General features: G+C 68.3%; 16 protein-coding genes and 1 riboswitch. Of the genes, 14 read left to right on the top strand and 2 right to left on the bottom strand.

Features of this window, described 5'->3' with window-relative positions:
- Positions 1-71 precede the first annotated feature (71 nt).
- Complete coding sequence (locus J3476_RS23475) at positions 72-1,985, bottom strand: ABC transporter ATP-binding protein/permease (RefSeq protein WP_207068737.1); 1,914 nt, start codon at positions 1,983-1,985, stop codon at positions 72-74.
- Positions 1,986-2,037: 52 nt separating this feature from the next.
- On the bottom strand, positions 2,038-3,948 hold the full coding sequence (locus J3476_RS23470; RefSeq protein ID WP_207068736.1) for an ABC transporter ATP-binding protein/permease: 1,911 nt from the start codon (positions 3,946-3,948) through the stop codon (positions 2,038-2,040).
- Between the two features lie 187 nt (positions 3,949-4,135).
- On the opposite strand from J3476_RS23470, the gene secA2 reads away from it, so the two are divergent.
- From secA2 to J3476_RS23400, 14 genes are all read left to right on the top strand, one after another.
- Positions 4,136-6,505, top strand: coding sequence for an accessory Sec system translocase SecA2 (gene secA2, locus J3476_RS23465; protein ID WP_207068735.1), 2,370 nt, complete (start codon positions 4,136-4,138; stop codon positions 6,503-6,505).
- A 9-nt stretch (positions 6,506-6,514) separates the two neighbouring features.
- Positions 6,515-7,141: a CDP-alcohol phosphatidyltransferase family protein gene (locus J3476_RS23460; protein WP_207068734.1), complete on the top strand. Its 627-nt coding sequence runs from the start codon at positions 6,515-6,517 to the stop codon at positions 7,139-7,141.
- Positions 7,138-8,025, top strand: a complete 888-nt coding sequence (locus tag J3476_RS23455; RefSeq protein ID WP_207068733.1) for a DUF881 domain-containing protein — start codon at positions 7,138-7,140, stop codon at positions 8,023-8,025. Before J3476_RS23460 ends, J3476_RS23455 begins: the two co-directional genes overlap by 4 nt.
- A complete protein-coding gene (locus J3476_RS23450) occupies positions 8,022-8,354 on the top strand; it encodes a small basic family protein (RefSeq protein WP_152517285.1) in 333 nt (110 codons plus the stop codon). Before J3476_RS23455 ends, J3476_RS23450 begins: the two co-directional genes overlap by 4 nt.
- On the top strand, positions 8,351-9,178 hold the full coding sequence (locus J3476_RS23445) for a DUF881 domain-containing protein (protein WP_207068732.1): 828 nt from the start codon (positions 8,351-8,353) through the stop codon (positions 9,176-9,178). The genes J3476_RS23450 and J3476_RS23445 overlap by 4 nt, the downstream gene beginning before the upstream one ends.
- 49 nt (positions 9,179-9,227) lie before the next feature.
- The gene (gene gcvH / locus J3476_RS23440) at positions 9,228-9,623 is read left to right on the top strand and encodes a glycine cleavage system protein GcvH (RefSeq protein ID WP_152517287.1); all 396 of its coding nucleotides are present in this window, start codon (positions 9,228-9,230) and stop codon (positions 9,621-9,623) included.
- A 150-nt stretch (positions 9,624-9,773) separates the two neighbouring features.
- Positions 9,774-10,247: a glycogen accumulation regulator GarA gene (garA, locus tag J3476_RS23435; RefSeq protein ID WP_152517288.1), complete on the top strand. Its 474-nt coding sequence runs from the start codon at positions 9,774-9,776 to the stop codon at positions 10,245-10,247.
- A 48-nt stretch (positions 10,248-10,295) separates the two neighbouring features.
- Positions 10,296-11,054 (top strand): MerR family transcriptional regulator, encoded by a 759-nt coding sequence (locus J3476_RS23430; protein WP_207068731.1) that lies wholly within the window; start codon positions 10,296-10,298, stop codon positions 11,052-11,054.
- 93 nt (positions 11,055-11,147) lie between these two features.
- A complete protein-coding gene (locus J3476_RS23425) occupies positions 11,148-11,642 on the top strand; it encodes a bifunctional nuclease family protein (RefSeq protein ID WP_207068730.1) in 495 nt (164 codons plus the stop codon).
- A gap of 220 nt (positions 11,643-11,862) precedes the next feature.
- The gene (locus J3476_RS23420) at positions 11,863-12,486 is read left to right on the top strand and encodes a MerR family transcriptional regulator (protein WP_152517291.1); all 624 of its coding nucleotides are present in this window, start codon (positions 11,863-11,865) and stop codon (positions 12,484-12,486) included.
- Positions 12,487-12,595: 109 nt separating this feature from the next.
- Positions 12,596-12,694, top strand: a riboswitch (glycine riboswitch).
- A gap of 185 nt (positions 12,695-12,879) precedes the next feature.
- Entirely contained in the window at positions 12,880-15,747 is a 2,868-nt protein-coding gene (gcvP, locus tag J3476_RS23415) for an aminomethyl-transferring glycine dehydrogenase (RefSeq protein ID WP_207068729.1), read from the top strand.
- A gap of 30 nt (positions 15,748-15,777) precedes the next feature.
- Positions 15,778-16,509, top strand: coding sequence for a thioesterase II family protein (locus J3476_RS23410; RefSeq protein WP_152517293.1), 732 nt, complete (start codon positions 15,778-15,780; stop codon positions 16,507-16,509).
- Between the two features lie 588 nt (positions 16,510-17,097).
- Positions 17,098-18,873, top strand: coding sequence for an AMP-binding protein (locus tag J3476_RS23405; protein ID WP_207068728.1), 1,776 nt, complete (start codon positions 17,098-17,100; stop codon positions 18,871-18,873).
- Positions 18,870-21,096, top strand: a 2,227-nt coding sequence (locus J3476_RS23400) for a type I polyketide synthase (RefSeq protein WP_207068727.1), incomplete at its 3' end; no start/stop codon positions are given. The genes J3476_RS23405 and J3476_RS23400, both read left to right, overlap by 4 nt.

Below are 21,096 nucleotides of genomic sequence, written 5' to 3'. Positions count from 1 at the left end.
CACGCAGCGCGGCGGGCGGGGGAGTCGGCCACCGAGGCCGCCGAAGCACAGCCCGCGCAAGCAGCCAGAGACTAGGTGCGGACCGGCTCCTCGCCGACGTCGCCCAGATGCCAGCGGCCGTCACCGAGCAGCTGCAGCTCCTGGCTGTGGTGCTGCTCGACGGTGCTGCGGTGGCTGACGCTGACGAGGATGGTGTCCGGCAGCCGGTCCCGCACCAGCTGGTAGAGCATCAACTCCAGACCCTCGTCCAGCGCTGAGGTCGACTCGTCGAGGAACACCGCTTCGGGCCGGGTGAGCAGGATGCGCGCGAACGCCACGCGCTGCTGCTCGCCGGGAGAGAGCACCTTGGCCCAGTCCTGCACCTCGTCCAGCCGATCGACCAGATGGGGCAGCGCGACGGTGGTCAGCACGTCACGCAGTTGCGTGTCGGTGATGTCGTCGGTGCTGTTCGGATAGGCGACGACGGTGCGGAGATCACCGAGCGGCACGTAGGGCAGCTGCGACAGGAACATCGTGGCGCCCTCGCCGCCGGGCCGCCGCAGCGTCCCGGAGCAGAATGGCCACAGCTGGGCCAGGCTGCGCAGCAGCGTGGTCTTGCCGCTGCCCGAGGGGCCGGTGATCACCAGGCTGTCGCCCGGGTGCAGGGTGACGTCGAGCGGTTCGACCAGCTCCCGCCCGTCGGGTGTGCGCACCGAGACCCCCTTCATCTCGACGCGGCCGCCGTCGCAGTCCTCGCAACCCAGCGACGGCAGTTCGCGGCCTTCCTCGTTGGCGACGACGAGGCCGTGCAGGCGGATGATGGCCGCGCGGTAGCCCGCGAAGTTGTCGTAGGCGTTGCGGAAGAACGACAGCCCGGACAGGATCTCCCGGAACGCGCTCGCGGTCTGCGACAGCTGCCCCAAGGTGATCTCTCCGCTGTAGAAGCGGGGGAACTGCACGATGTAGGGGATGAGCTCCTGGGCCTGGGTGATGCCGAGGTTCCAGCCGAGGAATTTGGCCATCCGGTTGACGTAGCGCTTGTAGTTGTCGACGATCGGCGCGAAGCGGCGGCGTAGCCCGGTGCGTTCGGCGAGCTCGCCACGGTAGAAGGCCACCGCCTCGGCGGCGTCGCGCAGCCGCACCAGGGCATACCGAAACGCGGCGTTGAATTTCTCGTTGAGGAACGCCAGCGTGATGATCGGCCGGCCGATCCAGAACGCCACCACGGTGGCGAACACGATGTAGACGATGCCGATCACGAACATCGCGCGCGGCAACTCGACGCCGACCAGCGGCAAGGTCACCGGACCCGAGAGGTTCCACAGGATCGTGGTGAACGAGATCATCGCCGCGATCGAGGAGACCGCACCGAACAGCAGCGTGGATTGTGACGTGTTGTTCGGGGTGTTGGGCAGGGATCCGACGCCGGTGGTGAAGATGTCGATGTCCATCTGGATGCGCTGATCCGGGTTGTCGATGGTGTCGTCGATGAACCGGGCGCGGTAGTAGGCCTTGCCGTCGAGCCAGTCGCCGGTCAGTTGGTCGGTCAGCCAGGTCCGCCATCGCAGCATGAACCGCTGGGTGGCGATCAGGTCCAGCATGATGAGCGCGACGTTGAGCACGGCGAGCACGGCGAACACCGTCATCGAGAGCCAGAATCCGTCGGCGCCGGATTCCCGGACCGCCTCGTTGTCGGAGCCCAGGCCGGCGGCGATGACCTGGAAGCTGGTCATCATGTCGTTGCCTTGGAAGCTGAACAGCACCGAGAGCCGCACGCTGGTGATGACCATCAGCAGAAGTCCGGCCAGCCACAGCCAGACCACGACACTGTCCGGGCCGGTGAAGTAGCCCCGGGTGATCCGCCAGAACTGCCGGCCCCAGGTGGTGAAACGGACGATCAGTACCAGGATGACGAGGGTGGCGACCGCGGCGATCGCCCACCCCTTGGCGATCCACAGAAGCGAGGTCCACAGCTCGCTGCCCCAGTCCAGTGTCGGGGTGAACATTTCCACCCGGGCAAAGTACCGTGACAATCTGTATTCGTCGTGACGGAGCCGATCACGGCGATGCAGCGAGTCGCGTCAGCCGCCATTCCCCGTCGCCGAGCAGCTCCAGCCGCCGTTCGTGAAAGCCGTGCACGGTCGCGCGATGGCTGACGGTGACGACGGCCGCGTCGGGCAGTGCAGCGCGCAGGCGCTCGTAGAGAACCGACTCCAGCTTCTCGTCCATCGCCGAGGTCGACTCGTCGAGGAAGACGGCTTTCGGCTTGGCCAGCAGGACGCGGGCGAAGGCGATGCGCTGCTGCTCGCCGACCGAGAGCATCGTGGCCCACTCGGCGACCTCGTTGAGTCGCAGCACCAGCGCAGGCAGGTCGACGTCGATGAGGGCCCGCTGGATCGCGCGGTCGTCGTCGTCGCCCTGGCGGGGGTAGGTCACGACCGAGCGCAGATCGCCCAACGGCAGATACGGCAGCTGGGGCACGAACATGACCGCGTCGCTACCCGCCGGCAGCGCCACCCGCCCGGACGCGTACGGCCACAAGCCGGCCAGGCTCTGCAGCAGCACAGATTTGCCGATCCCGGACGGCCCGCAGATGACCAGGCCCTCGCCGGGCGCCACCTGCAGATCCAGGCCGTGCAGCAGCACCGTGCCGTCGGGCCGGCGCACGTCGACGCCGTCGACCGCGATGGCATCGTCGGCGGATTCCAGGCTCTCGACGCCGCGGAACGTCGCCGCGAGGACGTTCTGGTCGACCAACCCGTCGAGCCGGATGATGGCCGCCCGATAGCTGGCGAACTGGTCGTAGGCGTTGCGGAAGAACGACAGCGAGTCGTGGATCGCGGCGAACGCGTTGGACGACTGCCACACATCGCCGAATGTCAGCCGCCCGGCGAACAACCCCTGCGCCTGCACCAACCACGGCAGCGGGTTGATCGCCTGGCTCATCGAGACGTTCCAGCCGAAGAACAGCATCATGCGGTTCAGCCAGTGCCGATAGTTGTCCATGACGGCGTCCAGGCGACCCTTCGACAGCGCGCCTTCGGCACGCTCGCCGCGGTAGAGACCGATCGCGGCGGCCGCCTCCCGCACCCGGACCAGGCCGTAGCGGAAGCTGGCGTTGCGCAGTTCGTTGACGAAGCTCAGCCGGATCAGCGGCCGCCCGATGACGAAGGCGACGATGGTCGCGACGGTGACGTAGACCAACACGATCCAGAACAGCGCATGTGGCAGTGTCAGGCCGCCGATCGTCAGGGACTCCGACAGCCGCCACAGGATCTGGCCGAACGAGAGCACCGACAGCACCGCCTCCACCGCGCCGAAGAGCAGCGTGTGCCCCGAGTGGTACATCGGGTTGTTGGTGAATCCGCCGACGCCGGTGGTGAAGATGTCGACGTCCTGCTGGATCCGTTGTTCGGGGTTGTCGATCTGGCGGCCGGCGAACTGCGACCGGTAGTAGGCGCGATCATGCAGCCAGCCGTCGATGAACCGGCGGCTCAGCCACACGCGCCAGCGCATGATGAACCGCTGCGTGACGTACAGGTCGGCCAGCAGCCTCACGATGTAGCAGCCGGCGAGCACCGCGAAAACCACCATCGTGGCCCAGAAGCCGGCGATACCGCTGTCGCGGCCCGCCCCGGAGGCACCCCCCTGAAACGCCACTTGCAGCGCCGTGAACAGGTCGTTGACGTAGTAGGTGAGCAGCACGTTGATCCGCACCGAGATCACCGTCGACAGCAGCAGAAACCCGAACAGCAACCAGACCGGGACGCTGCTGCGGCCGGTGAAGTAGTCGCCAGTGACCCGCCAGAACTGCCGCCCCCACACCGTGAAACGGGCCAGCGCGGCCAGCACCAGCAGCAGGCAGATCAGGGTCAGCACGAAGGTCGTGGCGACCCATTGCGCCGAGTGCAGCCACTCGCGACTCCAGTCGAGGGTGGGTTCGAACGTCCCGGCGTTCTCGCCGTCCACAGCCGTGCCACCTCCCCTCCACCGCGGTCTCGCCTGCGGCGAAGCTACCCCAGCCGGCGCTGGACGGCGGGCAGGAAGTCGACGAACGTCCGGGGCGGCGTGAGCGTGCGCAGAATCAGGCCGGCGCCGGCGTGTCGGGGGAGACACGCACGCTCGGCGCCGGCGAGCAGACGCGTACCGTGATCGTGTGGCTCGCACCCCATCGAAGTCGGAATCCAAACCGGCCCAGAAATCAGCTCAGAAGGCGCAGGGACGATTGTCCGGCCGATTCTGGAAGATGCTCGGCGCCAGCACCGAAAAGGACCATGACCGGTCCATGGACAAGGTGCGCGCCGCGGACGAGTTCGCCGGCAAGGCCGCCGAGCTCGACGACGAGCAGATGCGCAAAGCGACCACGCTGCTGCAGCTCGAGGACCTGGCCGACGCGCAGGACATCCCGCAGTTCCTCGCGATAGCCCGCGAGGCTGCCGAGCGCGCCACCGGCCTGCGCCCGTTCGATGTCCAGCTGCTCGGCGCGCTGAGGATGCTCGCCGGTGACGTCGTCGAGATGGCCACCGGCGAAGGCAAGACGTTGTCGGGGGCCATCGCGGCCGCGGGCTACGCGCTGTCCGGTCGCAACGTGCACGTCATCACGATCAACGACTACCTGGCCCGCCGCGACGCCGAGTGGATGGCTCCGCTGATCGAGGCGCTGGGCCTGACGGTCGGCTGGATCACCGCGGAGTCGACCGCACAGGAGCGTCGCACCGCCTACCAACGCGACATCACCTACGCCTCGGTCAACGAGGTCGGCTTCGATGTGCTGCGTGACCAACTGGTCACCGACGTGGCCGATCTGGTGTCGCCGAACCCCGACGTCGCGCTCATCGACGAGGCGGACTCCGTGCTCGTCGACGAGGCCCTGGTCCCATTGGTGCTGGCCGGTACCAGCCACCGCGAGACACCGCGGGTCGAGCTCATCCGCATGGTCGGTGACCTCGAGGAGGGCCGCGACTTCGCCACCGATGCCGACAGCCGCAACGTGCACCTGACCGATGTCGGCGCGCGCAAGCTGGAAGCCGCACTGGGCGGAATCGACCTGTACTCCGAGGAGCACGTGGGTACGACGCTGACCGAGATCAACGTCGCCCTGCACGCCCACGTGCTGCTGCAGCGCGACGTGCACTACATCGTCCGAGACGATGCGGTCCACCTGATCAACGCCTCGCGCGGTCGCATCGCGACGCTGCAGCGCTGGCCGGACGGGTTGCAGGCCGCGGTGGAGGCCAAGGAGGGGATCGAGACCACCGAGACCGGTGAAGTGCTCGACACCATCACCGTGCAGGCGCTGATCAACCGGTACCCGCGAGTGTGCGGCATGACCGGTACCGCGCTGGCCGCCGGCGAACAGTTGCGCCAGTTCTACAAGCTCGGGGTGTCGCCGATCCCGCCGAACAAGCCCAACATCCGCGAGGACGAACCCGACCGGGTGTACGTCTCGATCGCCGCGAAGACCGCCGCCTTGATCGAACACATCGCCGAGGTGCACGAGACCCGCCAGCCGGTGCTGGTCGGTACGCGTGACGTCGCCGAGTCCGAGGAACTGCACGAGCGCCTGGTGAAGGCCGGCATCCCGGCGGTCGTGCTCAACGCCAAGAACGACGCCGAAGAGGCGGCCGTCATCGCCGAAGCCGGCGCGCTGGGCGCGGTCACGGTGTCGACGCAGATGGCCGGTCGCGGCACCGACATCCGTCTGGGTGGGTCTGCCGAGCAGGACCACGACCGGGTCGCCGAACTGGGCGGCCTGCACGTGATCGGCACCGGACGTCATCACACCGAACGGCTCGACAACCAGCTGCGCGGTCGCGCCGGGCGCCAGGGCGACCCCGGTTCGACGGTGTTCTTCTCGAGCTGGGAGGACGACGTCGTGGTCTCCCACCTGGAACCCAACAAGTTGCCGCTGGATTGCGACGAGGACGGTCGCGTCGTGCACCCGAAGGCGGCCAGCCTGCTCGAACACGCCCAGCGCATCGCCGAGGGCCGGCTGCTCGACGTGCACGCCAACACCTGGCGCTACAACCAGCTGATCGCCCAGCAGCGCGCGATCCTGGTCGAGCGCCGGGACACCTTGCTGCGCACCACGACCGCCCGTGACGAGCTGGCCGAGCTGTCGCCGGAGCGCTACGCCGAACTGTGCGAACAGCTCGGCCCCGACGCCGAGGAGAAGCTGGCCACCATCTGCCGGCTGATCATGCTCTATCACCTGGACCGCGGCTGGGCCGACCATCTGGACTTCCTCGCCGACATCCGCGAGAGCATCCACCTGCGCGCGCTCGGCCGGCAGAACCCGCTCGACGAATTCCACCGGCTGGCCGTCGACGCGTTCGCCTCGTTGGCCGCCGACGCGATCGAGGCGGCTCAGCAGACGTTCGACACGGCGCCCTCGATCGAGGACGAGCCCGGCGTGGACCTGTCGAAGCTGGCCCGGCCGACCTCGACGTGGACGTACATGGTGCACGACAATCCGCTCTCCGACGAGTCCATGTCCGCGCTGAGCCTGCCCGGGGTGTTCCGCTAGGTTCTAGGCATGGCCGAGGCGCCGAGCGACAGCGCTGGGACCGGGAACGTGACATCACCAGACCGGGTGCTCACGGTGCCCAACGCACTGTCGGTGATCAGGCTGGTGCTCGTCCCGGTGTTCCTGTACCTGCTGCTGGTGTCCGGCGCGCTGGGTTGGGCGGTCGCGATCCTGATGTTCAGTGGTTTCTCCGACTGGGCAGACGGCAAGATCGCGCGCCTGTTCGACAATCAGTCCTCGCGGCTGGGGGAGTTGCTCGACCCTGCCGTGGACCGCATCTACATGGTCGTGGTCCCGGTCGCGATGGCGTTCGCCGGCGCCCTGCCGTGGTGGGTCGTCGCCGCGCTGCTCGGCCGCGACGCGGTGCTCACCGCGACGCTGCCGATTCTTCGGCGGCGCGGCCTGGCCGCACTGCCGGTCACCTACCTCGGTAAGGCCGCCACGTTCGCTCTGATGTCGGGGTTGCCGCTGGTGCTGCTCGGCCAGTACGACGCGCTGTGGGCGCGGGTGGTGCTGGCCTGCGGCTGGGGCTTCCTCATCTGGGGCCTGGTGATGTACCTGTGGTCGGGCGTGCTGTACCTGGCCCAGGTCGCGTTGGTCGCGCGCACGATGCCGGTGAGGGCGCACCCGACATGAGCCTGCTGGGGGGATTCGACTCGGGACGAAACGAGCATCGGGCGGGGGCACCGACGCGGATCCCGGTTCCGTCGCTGCTCCGGTCGCTGCTGTCCGAACACCTCGACCCCGGCTACGCGGCCGCCGCGCGCGACGGACGGCAGCGGCGACGCGGCACCGAGTGGGCCTGGCAGTTGCTGGCCGCGGTGGCGATCGCGACCGTCTTCGTGCTGGCCTGGTCCCAGGCCCGCGCCACCGCACCCGGCGTCGTGGAGTCGCGTCAGGTACTGGCCGGCAGCGTGAGCGCGACCCAGGCGACGACCGACGAACTGACCGAACAACGTGACACGCTGGCAGCAGAGGTCAACGCCGAGCGCCGCAGCCGACTGGAGGGCGACGCGATCGGCCGCCGCCTGCTCGCCGAATTGGACCAGGCGAACTTCGCCGCGGCGGCGACACCGGTGATCGGTCCGGGCCTGACAGTCACGGTCACCGACCCCGGCATGACCCCCGACCTCACCGACGTGTCCAAGGAGCGGGTGGAGGGAAGCCGGCAGGTGATCCTCGACCGCGACCTGCAATTGGTGGTCAACTCGCTGTGGGTGGCCGGGGCCGAGGCCGTCTCGGTGGGCGGAGTCCGCATCGGACCCAACGTGACCATCCGACAGGCCGGCGGCGGGATCCTCGTCGACAACAAGCCGATCTCCAGCCCCTATGTCATCCTCGCGGTCGGACCGCCGCACGCGATGCAGGAGTCGTTCGACCGCAGCGCCGGCCTGCAACGTCTGCGTCTGCTGGAGACCTCGTACGGGGTGGGAGTCACCGTCGCCGGCGGTGACGGTCTGGCGTTGCCCGCCGGATCGGTACGGGACGTCAACTTCGCCAAACAGATTGGGCCCAATTGATCGGAATCGTCGCTCTCGTCATCGGCATCGTGATCGGCGTGGTGCTGCAACCCAGCGTGCCCGACGTGGTTCAGCCCTATCTGCCGATCGCCGTCGTCGCAGCGCTCGACGCGGTGTTCGGCGGGTTGCGCGCCTACCTGGAGCACATCTTCGACGCGAAGGTGTTCGTGGTGTCGTTCGTGTTCAACGTCTTGGTCGCTGCGGTGATCGTCTACGTCGGTGACCAGCTCGGTGTCGGAACCCAGCTGTCCACCGCCATCATCGTGGTGCTGGGCATCCGCATCTTCGGCAACGCCGCGGCGCTGCGACGCAGGTTGTTCGGCGCATGAGCGGCGATCACGAACGCAGCCGCCACGAAGGCCGTCAAGAAGGCCGTCACGAAGGTCGCCACGAGCTGCCGCGCGATGCGGCGGCGAACAGCCAGCAGACCCCCGACGGCCCCCGCGGACGGTCCTCGATGGTTTTCGGCGTGTTGGCCGTGCTGCTGTGCCTGCTACTCGGAGTTGCGATCGCCACGCAGGTCCGCCAGACCGACTCCGGCGACGCGCTGGACACCGCACGCCCCGCCGACCTGCTGGTTCTGCTGGACTCCCTGCAGCAGCGCGAGGCGGCGTTGAACACCGAAGTCGCCGAACTGCAACGGACTCTGGACGAGTTACAGGCCTCCGGCAGCAGCGATCAGGCGGCCATCGAGAATGCGCGGGCGCGGTTGGCCGCCCTGTCGATCCTCATCGGCACCGTCCCGGCCACCGGTCCCGGTGTGACACTGACCATCGAGGATCCGGCGCCCGGCGTCGCGCCCGAGACGATGCTCGACGTCATCAACGAACTGCGCGCCGCCGGCGCGGAGGCGTTGGAGATCCGGGGCGGCGGCCAGGCCGGCAGCGACGACGCCGTGCGCATCGGTGTGGACACCTGGGTGGTGGGCCGGCCCGGCGCTCTGGTCGTCGACAGGGCCACCCTCACCCCGCCGTACACGGTGCTCGCGATCGGCGACCCGCCCACACTCGCCGCGGCGATGAACATCCCCGGCGGCGCGACCGACAGCATCGAACGCGTCGGGGGGGCCATGGTGATAGAACAGTCCGACCGGGTCGACGTCACCGCCTTGCGGCAACCGAAACCACGCCAATACGCTCAGCCCGTCAAGTGAGCACCCCCAGCACCACATCCACCGATCAGCTGAGAAACCGAGGAGCGCTGTGAGCCAGATTCCCGCCGAGTTGTCCTACACCGCCGAACACGAATGGGTGCGCAAGACCGGTGACGACACGGTGCGGGTCGGTATCACCGATTTCGCTCAGTCCGCCCTCGGCGACGTGGTGTTCGTCCAGTTGCCCGACGTGGGAGCCGAGCTGACGTCCGGGGATTCGTTCGGCGAAGTGGAGTCGACGAAGTCGGTGTCGGATCTCTACGCGCCGATCACCGCGAAAGTCATTGCGGTCAACGGTGATCTGGAGGGCAATCCCGGTCTGGTCAACTCCGATCCCTACGGCGAGGGCTGGCTGGTCGAGCTGCAGGCCGATGCTGCCGACCTGGCGGCCGCTCTCGGCGATCTGCTCGACGCCGACGGCTACCGCGACCACGCCACGGATTGAGTTGTTGTTAGGGTTCTGCAGACCGACAGCAACGAGCCGATCCGGCGGTGGTGCGCACAACGCGGCCTGCAGCACGGTACGGTCGACACCAGCGGCGTGACCCCCGGAAACCGGCCGGGTCGCGCTACGGCAGCCAGTGAGGAGCAATGGGTGACGGAGAAGGACTTCAACTCTGGGGCTGACTCTGAGGAAGTCACCGTGGAAACGACATCGGTGTTCCGCGCCGACTTCCTCAACGAGCTCGACGCCCCGCCCGCCGCGAGCGGCGAAAGCGCGGTGTCCGGGGTCGAGGGTCTGCCGGTCGGGTCGGCTTTGCTCGTCGTCAAGCGCGGGCCGAACGCCGGGTCCCGCTTCCTGCTCGATCAGCCGACCACGTCGGCCGGTCGGCACCCCGACAGCGACATCTTTCTCGACGATGTCACCGTGAGCCGCCGCCACGCCGAGTTCCGGCTCGAGAACGGCGAGTTCCAGGTGGTCGACGTGGGCAGCCTCAACGGCACCTACGTCAACCGGGAACCGGTCGATTCCGCTGTGCTCGCCAACGGCGACGAGGTGCAGATCGGCAAGTTCCGTCTGGTCTTTCTCACCGGACCGAAAGGTGAGGACAGCGGCGCCGCCGACTGACCCCGACCCACGACCGAGCGACACCACCGAAGCTGCGCGAGCGAGCCGATGACGCAACCCGACACCCCTGCGTTGAACGGGATGTCGATCGGGGTTGTGCTCGATCTGCTGCGCGACGAGTTCCCCGACGTCACGATCTCGAAGATCCGGTTCCTCGAAGCCGAGGGGTTGGTCACGCCCGAGCGGACCGCGTCGGGTTACCGAAGGTTCACCGCGTATGACTGCGCCCGGCTGCGCTTCATCCTCACCGCCCAGCGGGACCACTATCTGCCGTTGAAGGTGATCAAGGCCCAACTGGACGCGCAGCCCGACGGCGAGCTGCCGCAGAGTGCGGTCGCTGCGTCCGGCTATCCGGCGCCCCGGCTGGTACCGGTGACGGGGGAGTCCGGGGTCGCGGCGGGGCGGGCTGCGGTAGCACCGGCTCAGGTGCGGCTGACTCGGGAAGACCTGCTCGAGCGTTCCGGGGTCGATGACGAACTGCTCAACGCTCTGGTGCGGGCGGGGGTGATCACGCCGATGTTCAAGGGTGCCGGCACGGCGCTCTACGACGAGCACGCGGTGGTGATCGCGCAGTGCGCCCGCGCGCTGGCGGACTACGGCGTCGAACCGCGGCACCTGCGGGCGTTCCGTTCGGCCGCCGACCGGCAGTCCGATCTGATCGCCCAGATCGCCGGGCCGGTGGTCAAGGGCGGCAAGGCCGGAGCGCGCGACCGCGCCGACGACCTGGCCCGCGAGGTGGCGGCGTTGGCGATCACGTTGCACACGTCATTGATCAAGTCGGCGGTGCGCGACGTTCTGGATCGCTGAGGACTAGACTCGCCGTGACGGGTTACCCGTCGGATTCGGCCGGCACCGGCCGGATGAGAAGTAGCAACACACCGGTGCGGAGGGCAGGCACAAATGGGCGAGGTCCGTGTGGTCGGCATTCGAGTTGAGCAGCCCCGCAACCAGCCCGTTCTGTTGCTGCGCGAGTCGAACGGCGACCGCTATCTGCCGATCTGGATCGGACAGTCCGAGGCTGCGGCCATCGCGCTGGAGCAGCAGGGCGTGGAGCCGCCCCGGCCGCTGACCCACGACCTGTTCCGCGATGTCATTACCGCTCTTGGACATTCGCTCAAAGAGGTGCGGATCGTCGACCTGCAGGAGGGCACGTTCTACGCAGACCTGATCTTCGACCGCGACATCAAGGTGTCAGCGCGGCCGTCGGATTCGGTCGCCATCGCGTTGCGCGTGGGGGTGCCGATCTACGTCGAGGAGGCGGTGCTGGCCGAGGCGGGCCTGCTGATTCCCGATGAGGCCGACGACGAGGCCGACGGCGGCGTGCGCGAGGACGAGGTGGAGAAATTCAAGGAGTTTCTCGACAGCGTGTCGCCCGATGATTTCAAGGCCACCTGAGCCGTAGGCACACCGCAGAACACTTGGTCACGGATGCGTCTCGTCGCGGTCGACACGCGGGCGCGTTTCTTTTCGAAGTGAATCGGGCAGCCATACTTGGTGGCGACGGGCAGTCACGGAAGGCTCTCGGGCGTATGCTCGAACGAAGTTCGCAGAGCTGGGTAGACGTGCGCCCACGCAGGTCAACGACGCGGGTTCGATCGGTGAGAGGATTCGACAAGTGGGAGACACGCCACGCCAGGAGCAACTGGATCTGACCACCGGCTCCCCGCAGGCGGACACCCTTCCTCAGCCGGTCGGTGAACCGGTTCAGGCCGGTCTGTTCCCGGACGATTCGGTGCCCGACGAGTTGGTCGGCTATCGCGGCCCCAGCGCCTGTCAGATCGCCGGCATCACCTATCGGCAGCTCGACTACTGGGCGCGCACCTCGCTGGTCGTGCCCTCGATCCGCGGAGCGGCAGGCTCCGGCAGCCAGCGGCTGTACTCCTTCAAGGACATCCTGGTCCTCAAGATCGTCAAGCGGCTGCTGGACACTGGCATCTCACTGCACAACATCCGCGTCGCGGTCGACCATCTGCGTCAGCGCGGCGTGCAGGATCTGGCCAACATCACGTTGTTCTCGGACGGCACCACCGTCTACGAGTGCACCTCCGCCGAAGAGGTGGTCGACCTGCTGCAGGGTGGACAGGGCGTGTTCGGCATCGCCGTGTCGGGCGCGATGCGCGAACTCACCGGTGCGATCGCCGACTTCCCCGGTGAGCGCGCCGACGGCGGGGAGTCGATCTCGACGCCGGAAGACGAGTTGGCGTCCCGCCGCAAGCACCGCGACCGCAAGATCGGCTGAGCCGATCAGAGCGGTGCGCGGCTGAGCCGATCAGAGCGGTGCGCGGCTGAGCCGAGCGCCTGCTCTCGTCGCGCGGTCAGGTGACCTGCCGGTACACTCGACTGCGCATCGCCCTTGCGCGGGAGAGTTCCGTGGCAGCCGGCCACGGGCGCCGAAGGAGCAACACCTCTCCGTCAACCTCTCAGGCCCCCAGGACCGCACGAGGCCCCGATGCCTCTGGAAAGTGGTGCGCCCGCGACGTGGGCCTGCCCGCCCATGGGGAAAGGTCTCGGTCGGCAGTAGCCGCCGGTACCGAATCTCTCAGGCAACCCGTTTCGGGCCGACGACAGAGGGGGAGGAGCCGGTACGCCTGCGCTCCAAGCGCCCGCGGCACTCGTCGGGAGATTTCTACCAGTGTCCGAACACCACGAAACCCGTTCAGAGCTCACGTTCGTCGACCGGCACATCGGCCCGGACGCCGCCGCGGTCGACACGTTGTTGAGCACCATCGGAGTGTCCTCGCTCGACGAGCTCGCCGCGAAGGCGCTTCCGGCCGGCATCCTGGATGCGCTCACCGCCGACGGCGTCGCCCCCGGCCTGGAGCATCTGCCCGCTGCAGCCAGTGAAGCCGAGGCATTGGCCGAGCTGCGCGCGCTGGCCGACGCCAACACCGTCGCGGTCTCGATGATCGGTCAGGGCTATTTCGACACCTTCACCCCGCCGGTGCTGCGGCGCAACATCCTGGAGAACCCGGCGTGGTACACCGCGTACACGCCCTACCAGCCCGAGATCAGCCAGGGGCGCCTGGAGGCGCTGCTGAATTTCCAGACCATGGTCACGGATCTGACCGGCCTGGAGGTGGCGAACGCGTCGATGCTCGACGAGGGCACCGCGGCCGCCGAGGCGATGACTCTCATGCACCGCGCGGTCCGCGGATCGGCGAACAAGCTGGCCGTCGACGTCGACGTGTACGCGCAGACCGCCGCGGTGTTGGCGACCCGCGCCGAACCGCTGGGTATCGAGATCGTGACCGCCGACCTGAGCGCCGGACTGCCCGACGGCGAGTTCTTCGGAGTCATCACACAGCTACCCGGTGCCAGCGGGCGCCTGGTCGACTGGTCGGACCTCATCGCCGCCGCCCACGAACGTGGGGCGCTGGTCGCGGTCGGCGCCGATCTGCTCGCGCTGACGCTGGTCACCCCGCCGGGTGAGATCGGTGCCGACGTCGCATTCGGCACCACCCAACGTTTCGGCGTGCCAATGGGTTTCGGCGGTCCACACGCCGGCTATCTGGCCGTGCACGCCAAGCACGCGCGTCAGCTGCCGGGCCGTCTGGTCGGGGTGTCCGTCGACGCCGACGGGTCACCGGCGTACCGGCTGGCGCTGCAGACCCGCGAACAGCACATCCGCCGCGACAAAGCCACCAGCAACATCTGCACCGCCCAGGTCCTGCTGGCCGTGATGGCCGCGATGTATGCCAGCTACCACGGCGCCGCCGGCCTGACGGGGATCGCCCGCCGGGTGCATGCCCATGCGGCGGCGGTGGGCGCCGAACTGTCCGACGCCGGGATCGAGGTCGTCCACGACGCGTTCTTCGACACGGTGCTGGCCCGCGTTCCCGGCCGCGCCGACGAGGTCCAGGCCGCGGCCAAGCAGCGCGGTATCAACGTCTGGTGTCGCGACGCCGATCACGTGTCGGTGGCCTGCGACGAGATGACCACCGATGAGCATGTCGCCGCGGTGCTCGCGGCGTTCGGGGTCCAGGACCGCGCGCAGCGCTCCGGGGACTCGGCGTCGACCGGTATCGCCACGCGCACGTCGCCGTTCCTCACCCATCCGGCGTTCACCAGGTACCGCACCGAGACGGACATGATGCGTTATCTGCGCTCGCTGGCCGACAAGGACATCGCGCTGGATCGGAGCATGATCCCGCTGGGCTCCTGCACGATGAAGCTCAACGCAGCCGCCGAGATGGAAGCGATCACGTGGCCGGAGTTCGCCCGCCAGCACCCGTTCGCGCCCGCCTCGGACACGCCGGGCCTGCGCCGACTGATCGCCGATCTGCAGGACTGGCTGACCGGCATCACCGGTTATGACGAGGTGTCGCTGCAGCCCAACGCCGGGTCGCAGGGGGAGTACGCGGGTCTACTGGCGATCCAGGCCTATCACGAGCAGCGCGGCGATACCGGCCGAGACGTGTGCCTGATCCCGTCCAGTGCGCACGGCACCAACGCCGCGTCGGCGGCGCTGGTCGGCATGAAGGTGGTCGTGGTGGCGTGCCGCTCCAACGGCGACGTCGACCTCGACGACCTGCGCGCCAAGGTCGACCAGTACGCCGACCGGCTCTCGGCCCTGATGATCACCTACCCGTCCACGCACGGGGTGTACGAGCAGGATGTCGCCGACATCTGCGCCGCCGTGCACGATGCCGGCGGACAGGTCTACGTCGACGGTGCCAACCTCAACGCGCTCGTCGGGCTGGCGCGCCCAGGCCGGTTCGGCGGTGACGTCAGCCACCTGAACCTGCACAAGACGTTCTGCATCCCGCACGGTGGTGGCGGGCCCGGGGTGGGGCCGGTGGCGGTGCGCGCGCATCTGGCCCCGTTCCTGCCCGGGCACCCGCTGGCCGACGAGCTCGGTGACGCCCGCACGGTGTCGGCGGCGCCGTACGGCTCGGCGTCCATCCTGCCGATCACGTGGGCCTACATCCGGATGATGGGCGCGGCCGGTCTGCGCTCGGCGACGTTGGTGGCCATCGCGTCCGCCAACTACATCGCCCGCCGTCTCGACGAGTACTACCCGGTGCTCTACACCGGCGAGCACGGCATGGTGGCCCACGAGTGCATCCTCGACCTGCGCGGGATCACGAAGTCCACCGGCGTGACCGTCGACGACGTGGCCAAGCGGTTGGCCGACTACGGCTTCCACGCGCCCACGATGAGCTTCCCGGTCGCCGGGACGTTGATGGTGGAGCCGACCGAGAGCGAGTCGCTGGCCGAGGTGGACGCGTTCTGCGAGGCGATGATCGCGATCCGGACCGAGATCGACAAGGTGGGGCAGGGGGAGTGGCCTGCGGACGACAACCCCCTCGTGGGCGCACCGCACACCGCGACATGCCTGCTGACCGCCGACTGGGACCACGCCTACACCCGCGAGCAGGCCGCCTATCCGCTCGGGCCGTCGTTCCGGCCGAAGGTGTGGCCGCCGGTGCGGCGGATCGACGGCGCCTACGGCGACCGCAATCTGGTGTGCTCGTGCCCACCGGTGGAGGCCTTCGCATAGCCGGGGCGCAGTGAACGGTACTCTCACCGCATGACAGGAGGGGTTGCGGACATCACGCCGAAGTTGTTCATCTTCCCGCACGCCGGCGGTACGCCGCAGTTCTACGTACCGTTCGCGAAGTCGTTCACCACGGACATCAAGCGGACCGCGGTGCAGTACCCCCGGCAGGGCGGCAAGCAAGATTTCGGCTCGTTCACCAGCCTGCCCGCGGTGGCCGACCAGATCAGCACGATGGTCTCGCCGGACCGCGAAGGCGGCGTCCCCGGATCGCCGGTCTTCTTCTTCGGACACAGCATGGGCGGATTGTTGGCGTTCGAGGTCGCGCGCCGCTTCGAGGAGGCGGGGCGGCCGATCGCCGCGCTGTTCGTCTCCGCGGTCGCGGCACCCGGCCGGGTCGGCTATGACGACATCCCCGACACCGACGAGGGTCTGCTCGCCGCGGTCAGCACCCTCACCGGCGCCGACCCGGAGTTCATGAAGAACCCGGAGTTCGCCGCTGCGATTCTGCCCACCCTGCGCGGCCTGAAGGCGATCGCCAACTACACCTGCCCGCCCGAGGTGACCCTGTCGTGTCCGATCCACGCGTTCTACGGTGACGACGACGAGATCGCCACCGAGGAGAAGGTCCTGCCGTGGGCGGAAAGGACCACCGGTGGATTCACCGTCCGGGAGTTCAGCGGTCACCACTTCTATCTCACCGATCATCTCGATGAGTTGGTCCCCGACGTCGAGGAGAAGCTCTGGGCCCGCTGCCGCGCCTAGGCATCACCACGGCTGACCTGCTGAGGTGTGGTGTTCACCACATTCCGCTGCGGGCGAAGCTACCGGCCCGGCAAGTCGTGCCGGACCCCTCCGGCACATGATGGTGAGCTTGTCTAACTGCACGGCAACGACGTCTCAGCGGCTGGTTCTTACCCGTGAGTCAGTTTTAAACATGACGTCGGCGTGCAATATGAGCAAACCGTTGACGCGCACGTCAAAGCGGATATAGCACTGTGTTCAGCCCTCGCTGAGCCGTCCTCGCTCACCGGACGCGCACAGGGTCGAGCAACCGGTAACCGCCTGCTCATGTGCAGCGTTTCCATTGCTGGCAAAACTGTGAAGATGCTGTAAGGATTTAGTTGCGGCCTCGGGCAGCTGCCGTGCCGGCGAAATCGGCCCCGAACAGCCCGCTTCCCTCTGGCAAGCTATTCGTGATGTAATCCTTCGTCAGCATTAGACGACATATCTGACAGTGCGGTGTTAGCCTTCCGGCGAGCGGGGGGATGCGCGGCCACGGGCTGCGAGTCGGTTTATTGCCTTGACGGCGATGAGGCCGGGGCGCAGAAGCAGAGTTGAAAGGACGTCGCCATGCCGTTGCTTGAGTCGACCATTCCTGGCCTTTTGGCTGAACGCGCACGACTGCAGCCCGATGAGGTGGCTTACACCTTCATCGACTACGACGTGGATCCCGCCGGGTTCGCGGAGTCGCTGACGTGGTCTCAGGTCTACCAGAGGGCGCAGGTCGTCGCGGAGGAGCTCCTGCGCCACGGCCGCAAGGGGGACCGGGCGGCGATCCTGGCTCCGCAGGGGCTCGAATACATCGTCGCGTTCTACGGCGCGATGACAGCCGGATTCATCGCGGTGCCGCTTCCGGTGCCGGCTCTCGGTCAGCTCGACGAGCGGGTCAACGGCGCGCTGCGCGACTGCCAGCCTGTCGCGGTGCTGACGACGTCGGCCGTCGTCAGCGACATCATGACCTACGTGGGTGGCTTCACCGGTGGTGCGACCCCGGCCGTCGTCGAGGTCGATGCCCTCGACTTCCACTCGCCGCGCACCACCGAGATGAACATCGATGACCTGCCCGAGATGGCCTACCTGCAGTACACCTCCGGCTCCACCCGGGCACCCGCCGGCGTGATCATGACCCACCGGAATGTGATCGCCAACGTCAAGCAGGTCTTCGACGACTACATGGAGCACCGCGACGGCATCCCGCCGAAGGACATCACGATGGTGTCGTGGCTGCCCTTCTATCACGACATGGGCCTGATCCAGGGCGTGTTCGCGTCGCTGCTCACACCGTCCGAGGACGGCGGCCTGCACGGCCGCCCGGCGATGCTGATGAGCCCGGTCGCGTTCCTGCAGAAGCCGGCCCGCTGGATCCAGCAGCTGGCGATCCACCCGCACGCCTGGTCGGCCGCACCCAACTTCGCGTTCGAGCTGTCGGTGCGCCGCACGTCCGACGCAGACCTCGAGGGCATGGATCTCGGTGGGGTCCTGGGCATCATCAGCGGTAGTGAGCGGATCCACTCGGCGACCATCCGGCGCTTCAACGAGCGGTTCGCGAAGTTCAACATGCCCACCACCACGGTCCGGCCGTCCTACGGGCTGGCGGAGGCCACGCTGTACGTCATCTCCGCGCCGATGGGCCACACCCCGTCGACGGTGCGGTTCGACTACGAGAAACTCGCCGCCGGCCACGCCGAGCGGTGCGGTGCCGAGGGTGGCTCCGAGCTGGTCACCTACGGCGCCCCGCGGTCGTCGACGGTACGCATCGTCGATCCGGAGACCCGCACGGAGAATCCGGACGGCAAGGTCGGCGAGATCTGGGTGCACGGCGAGCAGGTCGCGATGGGTTACTGGCGTAACCCGCAGCAGACCGAGCGCACGTTCGGCGGCGAGATGGTCGATCCGTCGGAGGGCACCCCGGTCGGGCCGTGGCTGCGCACCGGCGACCTGGGCGTGATGTCCGAAGGCGAGATGTTCATCATCGGCCGCATCAAGGACCTGCTCATCGTCGACGGCCGCAACCACTATCCCGACGACATCGAAGCCACCATCCAGGAGATCACCGGTGGCCGGGTGGCCGCCATCTCCGTGCTCGACGAGACCAGCGAGCAGCTGGTCGCGATCGCCGAGCTGAAGAAGAAGGGCGCCTCGGAGGCCGAAGCTCTCGACAAGCTGCGCGCGGTCAAGCGTGAGGTGGCTTCGGCCATCAAGCGCACGCACAGCGTGCGGGTCGCCGACCTCGTCTTCGTCGCCCCCGGCTCGATTCCGATCACCACCAGCGGAAAGATTCGGCGCTCGGCCTGTGTGGATCGCTACCGCCAGGACGAGTTCAGCCGTTTGGACGTCACTGCATGACAGCTGCTTTCGACGAGGATGCAATCCGGAACTGGTTGGTCGACTATCTCGTCACCAACATCGGTTGCAGCCCTGACGAAATCGATTTCGATGCCCCACTGAGCGATCTGGCCGTCGGCTCCAGCGACGCCGTGGTTCTCACCGGCGAGCTCTCCGAGCTGCTGGGCCGCACGGTCTCGCCGGTGGAGTTCTGGCAGTACCCGACGATCAACGCGCTGGCCGCGTTCCTCACCGGGGGCGAGGTCGAGTCGGTGGCAGAAGCCTCGCCGGCGAAGAGCGTCAACACCGACGACGCGATCGCCGTCGTGGGCCTCGGGTTGCGCTACCCCGGGGACATCCACGGACCCGAGGCATTGTGGGAGTTCCTGACAGAGGGCCGTTCGGCGGTCGGTCAGGTGCCCCCGTGGCGGTGGGAGTGGTTCGACGACGGATCCCCGGAAGGCGGCGCCGCGCTGGCCGGCACCACCCGTTGGGGTTCGTTCCTGTCCGACATCGACCAGTTCGACGCCGAGTTCTTCGAGATCTCTCCGAGCGAGGCCGACAACATGGACCCCCAGCAGCGCATGCTGCTGGAGGTCACCCACGAGGCGCTCGAACATGCCGGGATCCGCCCCGAAGCTCTGCGGCACACCCAGACGGGCGTGTTCACCGGAGCCTGCCTCAGCGAGTACGGCGTCATGGCGTCGATGGACCTCGCCCAGGTGGGCGCCTATTCGGGAACCGGCGGTGCGCTGAGCATCATCTCCAACCGGGTGTCCTACTACTTCGACCTGCGCGGCCCGTCGGTCACCGTCGACACCGCCTGCTCGTCGTCCCTGGTGGCCATCCACCTGGCCTGCCAGAGCCTGCGCACCGGTGACTCGGATCTCGCTCTGGCCGCCGGCGTCAACGTGCTGCTCTCGCCGGCCGTCACCCGGAGTTTCGACCAGGTCGAGGCGATGTCGCCCACCGGCCGGTGCCACTCCTTCGACGCCCGCGCGGACGGATACGTGCGCGGCGAGGGCTGCGGCGTCGCCGTCCTCAAGCGCCTCGCCGATGCGCAACGCGACGGCGACCGGATCCTGGCCGTCGTCCGCGGCTCCGCGGTCAACCAGGACGGCCGGTCCAACGGTCTGATGGCGCCCAATCCCGCTGCCCAGATGGCCGTGCTGCGCGCGGCCTGCTCGGCGGCCGGGGTCGAACCCCGCGAGGTCGACTACGTCGAGGCGCACGGCACGGGCACCCTGCTCGGTGACCCGATCGAGGCCCGCGCGCTGGGCACCGTGCTCGGCCGCGGCCGGGCGGCGGACGCTCCGCTGCTGATCGGGTCGATCAAGAGCAACCTGGGCCACACCGAGGCCGCCGCCGGAATCGCGGGTTTCGCCAAGACCGTGCTCGCGCTGCAGCACGGCCGCGTGCCCGCGAACCTCGACTACCAGTCGCCCAACCCGCACATCCCGTTCGACGAACTTCGGCTCAAGGTGGTCGCGGCGGACAGCGACCTCCCCGGGCGGAACCGTCCCCTGCTGGCGGGCGTCTCGTCGTTCGGGTTCGGCGGCACCAACGCCCACGTCGTTCTCGAGCAGGCACCATCAGCCGTCCAGGCGGCAGAACCCGCCGACACGCCCGCGATCACGACCCTGGTGGTGTCGGGGAAATCGGCACCTCGGATCGCGGCCACGGCCGCCGTGCTGGCCGACTGGATGTCCGGGCCCGGCCAGCAGATCCCGCTGAGCCAGGTGGCCCAGACGCTGGCCCACCGGCGCGCGCAACACAACCGGTTCGCCACCGTCTCCGCGCGCGACCATGCCGGCGCCGTCGCCGGACTGCGCGCACTCGCCGACGGACAGTCGGCTCCCGGTGTGGTGGAACCGCAGGACGGTCGCCACGGGCACGGCACCGTGTTCGTCTACTCCGGCCAGGGCTCGCAGTGGCTGGGAATGGGTCGCCAGCTCATGGTCGAGGAGCCCGCCTTCGCCGCGGCGGTCGCCGAGATCGAACCCGCCTTCGTCGAGCAGGTCGGCTTCTCGCTGCAGCAGGTCATCGCCGAGGGCCAGCAGGTCACCGGCATCGAACGGATCCAACCGGTGCTCGTCGGCATGCAGTTGGCGCTGACCCAGCTGTGGCGCTCCTACGGCGTGCACCCCGATGCCGTCATCGGCCATTCGATGGGTGAGGTGGCCGCATCCGTGGTCGCCGGTGCCCTGTCGGTCGCCGACGGGCTGAAGGTCATCGCCACCCGGT

The sequence above is a fragment of the Mycobacterium sp. PO1 genome, assembly GCF_017312405.1.
Lineage (GTDB): Bacteria > Actinomycetota > Actinomycetes > Mycobacteriales > Mycobacteriaceae > Mycobacterium.
The sequence above is the reverse complement of the archived record's forward strand: the minus strand, read 5'-3'. Positions and strand labels throughout refer to the sequence as shown.

Coding starts and splice junctions, on each gene's coding strand:
- J3476_RS23475 (WP_207068737.1), bottom strand. CDS start 1,985: ATGTTCACCCCGACACTGGACTGGGGCAGCGAGCTGTGGACCTCGCTT.
- J3476_RS23460 (WP_207068734.1), top strand. CDS start 6,515: ATGGCCGAGGCGCCGAGCGACAGCGCTGGGACCGGGAACGTGACATCA.
- J3476_RS23455 (WP_207068733.1), top strand. CDS start 7,138: ATGAGCCTGCTGGGGGGATTCGACTCGGGACGAAACGAGCATCGGGCG.
- J3476_RS23445 (WP_207068732.1), top strand. CDS start 8,351: ATGAGCGGCGATCACGAACGCAGCCGCCACGAAGGCCGTCAAGAAGGC.
- J3476_RS23430 (WP_207068731.1), top strand. CDS start 10,296: ATGACGCAACCCGACACCCCTGCGTTGAACGGGATGTCGATCGGGGTT.
- J3476_RS23425 (WP_207068730.1), top strand. CDS start 11,148: ATGGGCGAGGTCCGTGTGGTCGGCATTCGAGTTGAGCAGCCCCGCAAC.
- J3476_RS23410 (WP_152517293.1), top strand. CDS start 15,778: ATGACAGGAGGGGTTGCGGACATCACGCCGAAGTTGTTCATCTTCCCG.
- J3476_RS23405 (WP_207068728.1), top strand. CDS start 17,098: ATGCCGTTGCTTGAGTCGACCATTCCTGGCCTTTTGGCTGAACGCGCA.